General features: G+C 44.8%; 14 protein-coding genes and 1 pseudogene. All 15 read right to left on the reverse strand.

Annotation, left to right across the window (positions count from 1 at the left end; translation table 11 throughout):
- Positions 1–52: 52 nt before the first annotated feature.
- Complete coding sequence (gene rfbB / locus BUB67_RS04665) at positions 53–1,063, reverse strand: dTDP-glucose 4,6-dehydratase (protein ID WP_073236500.1); 1,011 nt, start codon at positions 1,061–1,063, stop codon at positions 53–55.
- Positions 1,064–1,084: 21 nt separating this feature from the next.
- On the reverse strand, positions 1,085–1,642 hold the full coding sequence (rfbC, locus tag BUB67_RS04670; protein WP_073236503.1) for a dTDP-4-dehydrorhamnose 3,5-epimerase: 558 nt from the start codon (positions 1,640–1,642) through the stop codon (positions 1,085–1,087).
- Between the two features lie 9 nt (positions 1,643–1,651).
- A complete protein-coding gene (rfbA, locus tag BUB67_RS04675) occupies positions 1,652–2,521 on the reverse strand; it encodes a glucose-1-phosphate thymidylyltransferase RfbA (protein ID WP_073236506.1) in 870 nt (289 codons plus the stop codon).
- A complete protein-coding gene (gene rfbD, locus BUB67_RS04680; protein WP_073236509.1) occupies positions 2,518–3,375 on the reverse strand; it encodes a dTDP-4-dehydrorhamnose reductase in 858 nt (285 codons plus the stop codon). Before rfbD ends, rfbA begins: the two co-directional genes overlap by 4 nt.
- A 55-nt stretch (positions 3,376–3,430) precedes the next feature.
- Positions 3,431–4,387 (reverse strand): glycosyltransferase family 2 protein, encoded by a 957-nt coding sequence (locus BUB67_RS04685; RefSeq protein WP_073236512.1) that lies wholly within the window; start codon positions 4,385–4,387, stop codon positions 3,431–3,433.
- A gap of 73 nt (positions 4,388–4,460) precedes the next feature.
- Positions 4,461–5,981: an undecaprenyl-phosphate galactose phosphotransferase WbaP gene (gene wbaP, locus BUB67_RS04690; RefSeq protein WP_084127640.1), complete on the reverse strand. Its 1,521-nt coding sequence runs from the start codon at positions 5,979–5,981 to the stop codon at positions 4,461–4,463.
- 19 nt (positions 5,982–6,000) lie between these two features.
- The gene (locus tag BUB67_RS04695; protein ID WP_238456956.1) at positions 6,001–8,064 is read right to left on the reverse strand and encodes an O-antigen ligase family protein; all 2,064 of its coding nucleotides are present in this window, start codon (positions 8,062–8,064) and stop codon (positions 6,001–6,003) included.
- 417 nt (positions 8,065–8,481) lie between these two features.
- On the reverse strand, positions 8,482–8,715 hold the full coding sequence (locus BUB67_RS04700; protein WP_073236519.1) for a hypothetical protein: 234 nt from the start codon (positions 8,713–8,715) through the stop codon (positions 8,482–8,484).
- Between the two features lie 292 nt (positions 8,716–9,007).
- Entirely contained in the window at positions 9,008–9,481 is a 474-nt protein-coding gene (locus BUB67_RS04710; protein ID WP_073236525.1) for a chemotaxis protein CheX, read from the reverse strand.
- 1 nt (position 9,482) lies between these two features.
- Positions 9,483–9,899 (reverse strand): bacteriohemerythrin, encoded by a 417-nt coding sequence (locus BUB67_RS04715; protein ID WP_073236528.1) that lies wholly within the window; start codon positions 9,897–9,899, stop codon positions 9,483–9,485.
- A 337-nt stretch (positions 9,900–10,236) separates the two neighbouring features.
- Complete coding sequence (locus BUB67_RS04720) at positions 10,237–10,782, reverse strand: NADH peroxidase (RefSeq protein ID WP_073236531.1); 546 nt, start codon at positions 10,780–10,782, stop codon at positions 10,237–10,239.
- A gap of 50 nt (positions 10,783–10,832) precedes the next feature.
- Positions 10,833–11,246, reverse strand: coding sequence for a Fur family transcriptional regulator (locus tag BUB67_RS04725; protein ID WP_073236534.1), 414 nt, complete (start codon positions 11,244–11,246; stop codon positions 10,833–10,835).
- Between the two features lie 194 nt (positions 11,247–11,440).
- Positions 11,441–11,695, reverse strand: coding sequence for a zinc ribbon domain-containing protein (locus BUB67_RS16825; RefSeq protein WP_073236538.1), 255 nt, complete (start codon positions 11,693–11,695; stop codon positions 11,441–11,443).
- A 43-nt stretch (positions 11,696–11,738) separates the two neighbouring features.
- A pseudogene (locus BUB67_RS04735) lies at positions 11,739–11,874 on the reverse strand (transposase); the annotation flags it as partial.
- Between the two features lie 483 nt (positions 11,875–12,357).
- Positions 12,358–12,957, reverse strand: a 600-nt coding sequence (locus tag BUB67_RS04745; RefSeq protein ID WP_143157002.1) for an Rpn family recombination-promoting nuclease/putative transposase, incomplete at its 5' end; no start/stop codon positions are given.

Genomic DNA, 12,957 nt, shown 5'->3' on the forward strand with positions numbered 1-12,957 from the left:
AAAATCTCCTCATTAATAGCATAGTAAATACTAATGGGATATAATAAACACTCTACCTATTGCCATACACCCGCTGATAGTATTCTCTATATTCACCTTGCCGTACTTTGTCCAGCCATTCTTTATTTTCCTGGTACCACTTAATTGTTTCTTTTATCCCCTTTTCAAAAGGGTACGATGGTTCCCACTCCAGTTCCTTCTTTATTTTCGTTGCGTCAATGGCATAACGCCTATCATGTCCGGGCCTGTCTGTTACAAACTTAATCAGGGATTCCGGTTTATTAAGGATTTCTAATATCGTCTTTACAATTTCAATGTTTTTCCTTTCATTGTTGCCGCCGATATTATAAACCTCGCCCGGTTTTCCGCGGTGGAGTACTGCATCTATAGCACGGCAGTGATCTTTCACATGTAGCCAGTCCCGTATGTTAAGACCATCTCCGTAAACCGGAATTTCTTTATCCTCCTGAGCGTTGGCAATAATCAAAGGTATTAGTTTTTCAGGAAATTGATAGGGTCCATAGTTATTGGAGCATCTTGTAATATTAACCGGCAATTTAAAGGTCTCGTAATAGGCTCTCACCAGCATATCCGCCCCGGCCTTGCTGGCGGAATAGGGACTGTTGGGAGCCAGGGGGGTTTCTTCGGTAAAATAGCCGGTTTCTCCCAGGCTGCCATAAACCTCGTCGGTTGAGATTTGTACAAATTTATCAATTTTATTTTTAAGGGCTGCATTAAGAAGAATCTGCATCCCCATCACATTTGTGCGTATAAAAATTCCAGGGTCTTCTATACTCCGGTCAACATGGGATTCTGCGGCAAAGTTAATGATATAGTTGACCCCTTCTGATACCAGTTGATTAACCAGGGAGCCATCGCAAATATCACCTTTGACAAAGGTATAATTCGGGAGGTTTTCTACCTCGGCTAAGTTCTCCAGGTTACCGGCATAGGTTAGCAAATCAAGGTTTATTATTTTGTATTCAGGATATTTATCCAGCATATATTTGATAAAATTACTGCCGATAAAGCCTGCTCCGCCTGTTACTAATATTTTTTTCATCATGCCACCTCAAAATAAGCTTTAAAATTCTACAGGTGTTTCTTTCAGGGTTTTCCATTTCTTATCTTTTTCCGAAAGAATGACCTCTTTTACTTTTTCCAAAGGCCATGTTATGCCTATCTCCGGGTCATTCCACAATATACCGCCTTCATCCTCGGGGTGGTAGTAGTCAGTACACTTATATACAAATTCGGCTTCATCTGAGATCACCAGGAACCCGTGGGCAAAGCCTTCAGGGATATAAAACTGCCGTTTGTTTTCTTCCGAGAGAATAACTCCATACCATTTGCCGTAGGTCTTAGAATTTCTCCTTAAATCTACAGCTACATCAAACACTTCTCCCCTGGTAACTCTAACCAGCTTGCCCTGGGGGTATTTGTATTGAAAATGCAAACCCCTTAGCACACCTTTCTTTGATTTGGACTGATTATCTTGTACAAAGTTCACATCAAGACCAGCCTCGCTAAATTCCCTGGCATTGTATGTCTCCATAAAATAGCCCCTGTTATCACCGAAGACCGTTGGCTCAATGATATAAAGCCCTTCTATTTCTGTCTTGATAAAGCTAAATTTGCCCATTATTTTATTCTAAACCCCTTCTGCAATATCGATAAGATATTTGCCATACTCAGTTTTGGCGAGAGGTTCCGCCAGGTTTAAAAGTTGTTCTTTCGTTATATATCCTAATCTGAAAGCGATTTCCTCCAAGCATGATATGTAGAGACCCTGTCTTTTTTGTACTGCCTCAACAAAGTTGCTGGCTTCTAAAAGCCCGTTATGGGTTCCTGTATCCAGCCAGGCCATACCCCTGCCGAACAGTTCAACCTTTAGCCTTTTGTTTTTCAGATACTCATTATTTACGGCTGTGATTTCCAATTCCCCTCTGGCCGAAGGTTTAATTGATTTTGCTATACTTATTACGTCGTTGTCATAAAAATACAGCCCCGGTACAGCATAATTGGACTTGGGTCTTTGGGGTTTTTCTTCTAAGGATAGCACGTTACCCTGTTCGTCAAATTCCACCACCCCAAATTCCCGGGGGTTCTTAACATAATAGCCAAAAATAACTGCCCCTTCTTCCAAAGCAGCAGCTCTTCTTAAAATTTCTGTAAACCTTTGACCGTAGAAGATATTGTCTCCCAAAACAAGGCATACTTTATCTTCGCCGATAAACTTTTCCCCTATAATAAAGGCTTCGGCCAGTCCCCTGGGCGCTTCCTGAACGGCATAGGAAAATGAGATGCCCAGTTGGCTTCCGTCCCCCAGCAGTTCTTCATAGAGCGGTAAATCCCTGGGGGTTGATATAACCAGTATTTCTTTGATGCCCGCCAGCATCAGGACGGACAATGGATAGTAAACCATCGGCTTATCGTATATAGGTAGAAGTTGCTTGGATACTGCCTTGGTAATGGGATAGAGTCTTGTCCCCGATCCCCCTGCCAGAACAATTCCTTTCATGATTTTTCCTCTCTTTCAAGGTAGTTCTCTACATACTCCTTAACTGCTTCTTGATAACTGCGCAGCCGGGGAAACCCCTCCAATTGCCAGAGCCTGTTTTCAAGTACTGAATATTTTGGTCTGGGTGCCGGTCGGTTAAATTTTTCTGAACTGATTGGTTGAACAGTTACTTTATAACCGGCCAGTGCAAAGATGTATTTGGCATACTCATACCAGTTGGTATAGCCGCTGTTTGTAATGTGATAAATCCCGTACCTCGGTTCTTCGATGAGACAGGCAATGGCCTGGGACAAATCCCTGGTATATGTCGGGCTGCCAAACTGGTCGTTGACAACAGTTATACTGTCCCTTGTTTTCCCTAACTGCAGCATGGTTTTAATAAAGTTGTTGCCGTTTTCGCCGAACAGCCAGGATGTTCTAACAATGTAAAATTTATTGGTAAGGGCAGTAATGTAATCTTCTGCCAGGGATTTTGATTTACCATAGATGCTCAGGGGGTTTTTGATATCGTCTTCCAGGTAATTTGCACCCTTGGTGCCGTCAAAAACATAGTCGGTGCTTATTTGTACCAGCGGTATATCTTGCTCATTGCATATAACGGCAAGATTTCTGGGACCAAGGGCATTAACCCTGTAAGCTAACTCTATTTCTTCTTCGCATTTATCAACCAGTGTATAAGCCGCACAGTTAATTATTATGTCCGGCCTTGCCTGTAAAATAAAGTCCCTGCATTTTTTTAAGTCAGTTATATCCAGGTTGTCCCTGCCTGTTAATATTAAGCTGTGCTTTTCCTTAAGCGTTTCTGCAAGGTCTTTTCCCAGCATGCCGTGGGCTCCGGTAATCAATATTTTCATGTTTTCCCCCAACTTTTTGCACATTACAATTTCAGGTTACAAATTGATTATAGCTTTAATCAGTAGTGTTGGCAGCTCTGATCCAATAACCTTTGTGCAACCCCAAGTATTTCTTGAAAGTCTTTGGCAGCAACCGATGGTTTTCCCCTAATTTATATCCAGCGTATTTGCATAAAGCCTCAAAAAAAACTGCAGGAACAGAAACCAAGCCGCTTTCTGCATGTACAAATTTTAACTGATTACATATAAAATCAAGCCCTTTGGATTCCGCTTTCCCCACCTGTTTAATGAAGGGTGCGTTATCCAGTGAAGCTCCAATATCAAAATAACGCTTAAATAATTGACGGCAGTTATAGTTATGGGAATGGAACACCATGGCTTCCGCCGTATAGGCCACTTTATAGCCAGCCAAGATGGCCTTGGCGGCAAACAGCATATCTTCATTGGATACCGTTGGCTGCGGAAAACCGCCCAGTTTCTCAAATTCTGCACGCCGATAGGCAGCACAAACGTTGCTGTTTTGAAAAGTCCCAATGCCCAGTGCAGGAATATCTGCCTTTGATTTTACCTTGCTTTGGGCAGGGTAGTTATACTGCCTGAGAAACTTGTCCGTTATTTTAGCACCTGCCTTCGGCAGTTGCCTGGCATAGGAAACAATGATTGCTGGTTCCTCCAACGGTTTTATTAAGTTTCCAATCGTATCTTCATTGGCAGGAACAGCATCCTGGGTCATAAAGATAACAATATCTCCTGTGGCCTTTGTTACTGCAAGGTTTCTGGTGCCTCCATGGTCAAACTCATCTCTGCCAATGGTGATTACCTGCGCGCCATAGCTTTCGGCCACCTGAACGGTTTTATCCGTAGATTGAGAGTCAATAATTATTACCTCTTTGACTTTAACTGTTTGCAGGCTTATTTGTTTAAATAACACCGGAAGCTCTCCGGCACCGTTAAGAGTTGGTATTATTAGTGTAACTGACGGGTTTATTTGAACCACCCCATTCTCCTGCATTATGCGCTACGATAATCAGACTTACATCCGGGGCAGTTTTTGCACCAATCAATTCTGACACACCTTTTATGTTCTAATAGGCTCCCTCACGTTTAATAACTACTCTTATAGTTTTTATGAGTAATACAATATCCAACCACAATGACCAGTTTCGGACATACCAGGTGTCCAACTTCAGCCTGCCTGCAAAATCTATTTCATTCCGCCCGCTGACCTGCCAGAGCCCGGTGATGCCCGGTTTGGCCACCTGAATGTCGTGAGCCCAGCTGCTCATTTGTTTCCTTTCTCGAGGTAAATAGGGTCTGGGACCTACTAAACTCATATCTCCGATTATTACATTAATCAGTTGAGGAAGTTCGTCCAGGCTGTAGCGCCTGAGAAAATAGCCCACCCTGGTAACACGGGGGTCATAGTCCTTTAGTTTGTTATATGTTTGCCATTCTTCTCTGGCCTGTTCGTTGGTTTTTAAGTATCTTTTTATTAACTTGTCACTTTCTGTAAACATGGTACGGAACTTATAGCAGTTAAAGGTAGCGCCGCCCTGGCCAAGTCTTTCCTGGATAAAAAGGGCTGGCCCCCGGGAGTCCAGCTTGATGGCGGCGGCTATGATCAATAACAGGGGTGCACACAGAAACAATGCCAGCAAGCCGGCCAGCAGGTCAAAGGATCGCTTGACAGTCCTGTTCAGGACCGATTTCAGCCGGTTTTTTACATTCAACAACAGGGCTTGTTCATCAAAAAAATATTCTACCTCAATGCCGTTCATGGACAAACCAAACAGGTCCGGCACCACCATTACGTTGTGCACCAGCGGCTGCAGCTGATTGGTCAGTTGTACCAGTTGTTTGGCCGGCAGGCCGGGGGCGGCAATGATTATTTCCTGCACTCTGGTGGCACTGATAATTTTCTCAGCATCATCAAAGGCACCGAGTACAGGGATATTTTTCTTTAAAGCAGGGTTTGCAACACAGGTTATTTCTTTGTCATCATCCAAAAAACCGATAATCTCATAACCCATGGTTTGCTCCCTGTTTAATGCCCTCATTACCAGTTGGCCGGTTTTTCCCGCACCCAGAATAAGCACAGGTTTTTTCCAAATACCTGCTTTGACCAGAAGCAGTTTGCCAGCATACCTTACCAGTGGTATCAATACAACAATACAAGCCCAGGTAAGTACCACCAGGGTTCTGGAGGTTGCGGCGCTTTGTTTGGTTAAATACAGCAGTGAAACAGAAAAGGCAATGGCCAGTGTGCAAGCCTTTAATATCTTTTCTACTTCTTTCCAGTAGGGCAGCCGCTTTTGGTACAGCTCTTCATAGGCCAGGCAGGCCAGCACCACCAGGGGCAGCCACCACAGGCTTTGCAGGGTACTGGTCAGCAATTCCTGTTGAAAGAAGCCGGGCATTAAGCTTGGCAAGACAAGGTTTCTGGCGCTGTAGGCTATCAGCATACTAAGACCAATGGCCAGCAGGTCTAATAGTACGATGCAAGAGCTCGCCAGCAAGCTCCGGGCGGCAGACGGGGATGCAGAAACACCCGGGCTTGGTTGAAAGGGTGCTTCTGAGGCCTTTTTTATGGCTCGGCAACCGGACAACCGAAACACCTCCGGTTGGTTAGTTGATTAATTTGGAAAGTTTGTCAAATTGTTCTTTGATTTGGGGGTTGTCCTTTTCTGTCCCTTGTAATAATGCTTGGACTTTGGTTTCATCCCCTTGACGGCGGGCCAGCAAGGCTTGCCAAACCAGGGTTTCTTTTTGGAGTTCCGGGTTTTTAGCTGCTTCGTTTATGTACATGCCTGCCTGCTCAGGATCTCCTGTGCATAACCGGGCAATTCCCAGGTTTAGCTTCATTTTGTCTGTTGCTGCTAAGGGTTCTGCGCCAATGTCAAGCCATAATTTTTTCTTGTCCGGGGCTACGGAATGTAAGACTTCATCCATTTCTTGCGGTATAGCCGACACCTGCTTAAAGTACTTTGCGGCAGTTTGGTTGTTTTTCTCTTTTAATGCATTTATTGCTGAGGATATTAGCACTTCCGAAAGCCCTTGATAGTACACCGCCTTTAACGGCGCCAGCTGCACAGCTTTTTTCGCTGCGGCAACTGCCTTTTCAGTTTGGCCTGCCATGAGGTAGACCCGGCTTAATTCCAAATGCCTGTCCGGGTTGTAGCGGGCCATATCCACAGCTTTTTCGGCATAAGATACGGCTTTCTCAGGCTCCTTTAAGGCAAAATACAGCTGAGACGCTATGCCGTAATTTTCGGACACCAGCGGGTTCATAGCAATAGCCTTTTCTGTCAGGTCAATTGCTTTGCTGCCATCCCCTAACCTGATTGCTTCTACCGCAGCTGTGGTTAGATTGTTCGAAGAAATCAATAATAAAGACGCAATCAGAATAACTACGGTCCCAATGGTGGATGCGGCTAGGCCGTAACCGGGGCTTATATGAATTCCTTTCCCCTGTTTGCTTACCGCCTGGTTGTTGCTGTGGTTGTCAAGGGAAAGCAAGCAGGCCATCAGGGTGAACATTGTTATGGTTAATGCCGCCAGCGACAAGTCGAAATCAAATACGGCATGCGAAATGATTGCCAGCGTCGAGCAGATAAGAGCAGCCGCCATACTTTGCCGCTGTTCGTTTTGCAGCGCAGTTTTATAAATGGCAAAGGCCTTTGACAAAAATACAACCCAAATGGCTAAAGCAATGAACAGTCCGGTCAGTCCGGTTTCAACTGCCAGCTGCAAAAAGTAGCTGTGTGTTTGTCTTGCGGTATAACCATACCCCTGGTAGAGGCTGTAGGCTTCGGACCAGCCGCCGCCGCCCCAGCCCAGGAACGGCTTCTCCAAAATCATTTTGATGCCGTCCTGGTACATGGTCAGGCGTTCCATGGCGCCGTGCATGTGTAACTTTTCTAATAAGAGTTGAAATACTCCATAATAACCTACAACCGCTGCTAAGAGTAAACCTGCCGCAGCGAGCAGTGTTAAGAGCTGCTTTAGAGATATTGTTATTTCTTTTTCCCTGTTAACATATTTCAAAAGCAGCCATTGTCCCAGGGCCAGAACACACACGCCCAGCAAGATGCAAGCCCAGGCTGAGGCAATACTCTTATCGGCAATATAATGTAAAAATATCCTGCTTCCTGCGAACCCTGATGTCGTTAAAATCAGATGGCTTGCAATCAAAGGAAATCTTCTTTGGGCAGGGGCAAGTACCCATAATGCCACCATGTAAATGGCAAATACGATGTACCCCCCGTGGGATTGAGTTGAGAAGAAAACCGTCATTAAAAGGAAGTTGCCTGCCAGCAATAATATTTTCGGCAGACGGCTTTGTTTCTCTACCCAAAGGAATGATCCAATGAAGATGGCTGCGGTTAGGAAGGATGCCAGAGAGTTTTTATACTGAAATGTAGATGCAATGGTGCCGCCGTCGCTGGTTAAGAACCCGTCTTTGATTTCTATGATACCGGAAGCTGTCAGCAGCCCTGCCAGGGATACTCCTATGGCGCTGAGGTAAATTACAGTAAAGACTTTTTCAATGCGGTCAGTTGAAGTAACCAGTCTGACCGCTGACCAAAAAACCAGAAAGTAGAGGAGGTTTTCTATGACTTCATCGATGGCTAGGGAGTAATTGGCTGCGTTAAATGTCGATAATATGTATGCAACAGGTAAACATAACACTAGGCAATCCATGAGGTTAAAGTTAAAGGAGAACTTTTTGTCTTTTTTTTGAAACTGCACAAGGGCAGCTAACCAGAATATAATCGTCGCAAATATTACTGCTACTCGTTGATCCTGTGCGAAGAATAAACCCCTAAAAAATGGTGAGAGAAACAGAAGGCCACACAAGCCGTAAAAGGCTGCTTTTTCAAATACATTACCCGAATCCAAAACAGGTATGTTCTTTGCTTTAAGTTTTTTTATTTGGGCAGTCATGGAGTCTTCCCCTCATTTACCTTTTAATCAATCTTATTTAACTTTTCTTTTTTCTACAATTGTCGGGAATTTCCCTCTTAATATTATAATTTTTAACTGGCTGCCGGGAGCTTTTTTCTGTGCCGATTCGAGCTTGGTTTGCTTGTTTATTTCGATTATAAATCAAAGCCTGCAATTGACCTTTACCACCAGTCGCTCCACGCCGTAAATCCAGAAGAAAACAAAGGCTGCAATAACTGCGCCAAAGGGCACCAGGTAGACAGTCACGAGGTCGGCAAACAGGCCAAACAGGCGCATGTTAATATCCAGCGGAATGCCCACCAAAAAACCAAGCAGCGCCACTAACAGCACACTCTTATTTCTGCTCAACTGCAACCGGTTCATCACCGCTTCCACCGGGACCTCCATCAGAGGTTGATGGCAGCGGAAGGGATGTCCTCGTCCTTTTTCAGATAACTGCCATAAACTACTTACTGAAAGGTCATGGTATTGCCCTCAATAGCGTTGGTATTGTAAGTCCAGTCCTCCCGAAATTTTTGGGCAGTAGTGGGCATTAATTCGGGTACAAGGGGCGTTGCTCGTTTAGCTTTTCTTCTCCAAAAAAAGCAAAGGGGTATGCACTGAAAAACCCCTTTGCTTATCTTATCTAAAATGACTGCCATGCCATCCTGCGGATTTTTAAAGCCGGTTATTTGGTTTGATTTTTTACCGCCACGCTTACCTCAAACTCCCCAATATTTGTTTTTAAAGGCAAGACAATAGCTTTTTGAGCAGCTACCGAAACGGTTTTATGTTCACCCAGGATAATTTGAGGTGGGAAGATATTGCATTTTAACCCGGCCTTTTCCAGAAATGAGGCGGCATTGCCGCTGATAATGTTAGCCATTTCCCCCAGGGCAGATGTTACAAAAACATCCAGTTCCTCCATCTCCATCCCGGACAAGATTTTTACCATCTCCAGTGCCATTTTTTGCGGGTAACTGTATAAAACGGAACCAGCTATGTCCCCCGTCAGGCCAATCAGCACATTGGCTTCTTTACCGGCAAGCATATCCTCCACTGCCCTGGGCTGCCCCAGCTCAGTTTCCACATCCAGCATCTGCTTAAAAACTTCCTGGGTCGCCAGATAAAATGCGTTTACATAATCAGCCTTCAACTGCATATTACTTCACCACCTTGCCCTGTGCTACATACCGGCCTATCTTTTGGTCATCCCCGGCAACATGATAAACAAGCCAGGCCAACAGCCTGCCGCCCAGCTCCTTTACGGTTTCTTCATTGTATCCATCATCATTAAGCTTTGCCACGTACTTTTCTATTTCCGCCTTAAACTGTTCATGGGTGGCTTGGTGTTTTTCCCGCTCTGGATATGCTATTTCTGCTTGGTAGGTTTCCTCATCGGCAAAGTGAATCACCACATAGTCCTTCATAAATTCCAAAGTTTCTTGCACATGAACCAGCTTTTTTTCCCAGGACTCCTGAGATTGAACCGTTTTTATAAACTCTGTCACCCGGCGAAATAACTCTTTATGCTGCTCGTCAATCAATTCTACTCCGATACGGTATTTTTCTTTCCACACAGCAACTGCCCCCTATCCTAACCTGGAATAATTTCTGATTCCGCTGTAAAAGACCTTAATTTATTGCGTCAAGCCGGCGCCTGTTTTTCGCACAGTTTGGCAGTGGTATCAATATTTTAAAAATAACATGTTTAAACATATATTAAAATACAGATTTCTTTAGCTGCCTCCTATGCAGGCAAAATTTGCTGACATCCGCTGCCCGAAGATGCCTTTGTCATATTTGCCACTTCCGGGGCCTTCTTTATAACCGAAAATTAGCAAGGGATGTTCTTGCCGGAAAACAAGCATCCCTTGCTATTTTATAACGAAGGGTTTATATTCCCGTGTAAATATCTTAAGCCTTTGGGAAGTACCTTTTTAAGAGACCGTAGAAAGCCATGCAATGTCTGGCTTCGTCCTTGCAAGCTTCATGAATGGCATCATGGATCGCGTCCTGTCCTTCCTTTTTGGCGCGGACGGCGATTTCCTTTTTCCCGCGGTTGGCACCGGCTTCGCCGTCTACCAGTTTTTTCAGGTTTTCCTCAGTGCTTTCGCTTAATCCTTCCCCCAGAAGTTCAGCAAAGCGAGCTGCGTGGTGAGCTTCCTCCCAGGCTATACGCTTCATTGTTTCTGCTATCTCCGGATAACCCTCCCGCTCGGCCTGACGGGCCATGGCAATATATAAGCCCACCTCCATGCACTCTCCCTTAAACTGCATGTTCAGGTCCTCTTCAAAACCGGAGCCTTTAACCACGCCTATTTTATTCCAGTCCACCAGATCCGGACCGGAGGCGGTCAACAGTTCAAATTTTTCCTGGGGTGCTCCGCAGTTGGGACATTTTTCCACCGGAGACTCCCCTTCGCAGACGTATCCACAAACAATACAGCGCCATCTTTTCATAGATTTAACCTCCTAAACTTAATTTTTTTGTATAATTCCCCTGTTACGGGTTATTTGCCGCTGCTCTTTTTCCAACACCTCGGGCATATCCCATAAAAATAAAGTGTATATTCTTCCACCAAATACCCCTTAATATTAAGCGGCGTTTGTATTTCCAGAGGGCCTGCATCCAAATCATAAATAGATTGGCAACTCCGGCATAAAAAATGGCCATGGGGGGCAGGATTGGGATCAAAATGTCTTTTATCCGCCTTTATCCTTATCTCCTGCAATTCCCCTGCTTTAGCCAGTATTTCAAGGGTATTGTATACCGTTGCAAGAGATAATGAAGGATACTGGGGTTTTAATTGATTGTATATTTCTTCCGCTGACGGGTGTTTTGCATTACCTTCAAGCAAATTTAAAATTGCCAGTCTTTGAGGCGTTAATTTCAGCCCTAAATTTTTAAATTTTTTTATCATCATTTTAAATTTATGTCTCCTATTAATTTAGAATGATTATAATTTAATATTTTTTCTTTGTCAACATCTTAATGCCAAAATTTTTACTCAGTTACGTGACGACTCCCCACGTTGAAACGTGAGGCTTCTCGGTTCATCCGGGCTGCTACCGCCGCCCGTCCCCGAAGGCCCCGTCCGGGCCCTAATTTTTACGGTAGTTATACTGCTCGTTTTAAAATGTTAATGGCAGCATTTACATCCCGGTCTATAGATAGACCGCAAACCGGGCAATGGTGCCACCTTTGAGAAAGTTTTTTCTTAACTTCCGCACCGCACCGGGAGCATAGCTGTGATGTATGCTTGGGATCAACTTCCACTACCTTACGGCCGGCACTCTCAGCCTTGCTCGTTAGGATTAGTCTGAAGTTCCCCCAGCCGGCATCAGCAATACTCTTGGCCGAGTCGGTATTTATACGCTTTCAACATAGCAACACCTCAGTGTTCCTGGATTGCCTTTGCTGCCTGCCGAAGAATTTCTTCTGCCCTGGATGCCACATGCCCGACTAATACTTTGCGCCGGTACTTGGGTATCCATACTATGTGTATAGTTAATATGGTATCGTGAATGTCTTGTTGATTTAACCTTATCCATATCTAAAATTTACCATGCTTAAAAGAAAATACTCAATACTTAAAAACCAAGCCGCCTTTCATCCCCGGACTGCGGTCCGAGGTTTTCTTGGCGGCTGAAGTATAATTTGACAGTGAAATAAAAAAGTGGCACGCCCGGGAGGACTCGAACCACCGACACGCGGTTTAGGAAACCGCTGCTCTATCCGCTTGAGCTAGAATAAAAGCGCCAGGCACCTTTTGGTAATCCCAAGCGCAGGGTGCTTTAATTCCTTAAAGTTTTAACAAGGCGGGGGACTGTCCCCTTGGTTTGCCAGGAGCGACCGCGATTACTTGATTCGCAAAAGAAGACTCAAGAGAACCGTCCCCTTGATTCCGTCCATGCGAAACGGTACCTGGCACCGCACAGGTAGCCTTTCTTTAAAACCACCAGACCCAAAAGAATGACCGAGAAAAGAAAAGGCACCTGCACTTTAGTTTGGTAAAGTGCCAGGCACCTTTTGACTCAAGAGAACCGTCCCCTTGATTCGGTTGCATCTCTGACGATAGCTGCCGCTTCATCCAGGCTATTAACTGTGTAGATTTTGTTAATGATTTTATCCAGGATTACTAAGTCATTAATTCTCTGAACCTCAGCTTGCAAGTCGATAGACATCTTAGGGAACCTTGCATCTAGGTACTTGCAGATAGCATCCTTAGCCATTTCTGCCTTACCCTCTACCAATCCCTCAGCTCTTGCTCCGTTAATCATGGAGATTTCGTCCCTGGCGGCCTTTTCCCGAAGCTCATATAGCCGGCGCTCTTGCTGGTTCTTGAAGAATATCTGCTCAATGGTCATGGCCTTGCGAATGCCGGGGTTTCCCATAGCGATCTCCTCCATTTCTTCTCCAACAATGTTATTGAAGTACAAAAGCCACTCTTCCAGCGCATCCTTCGGCCTGCGTTTCAGCCGGATGAACTTCTCCAGCTCCAAAAAGTGTATCTCCAGTTCATCGTTCAGTAACTCACCGGTCTCGTCTTCCCTGATGCGGAAGGTGTGTTGGTACTTTGTCTTGCCTTTGAACCAATCAAAGCCCAAGATGTTTATGGCGATGGTTTTCCTGAG

The organism is Desulforamulus putei DSM 12395 (assembly GCF_900129195.1).
In the GTDB taxonomy this organism is placed as follows: Bacteria; Bacillota; Desulfotomaculia; order Desulfotomaculales; family Desulfotomaculaceae; genus Desulfotomaculum; species Desulfotomaculum putei.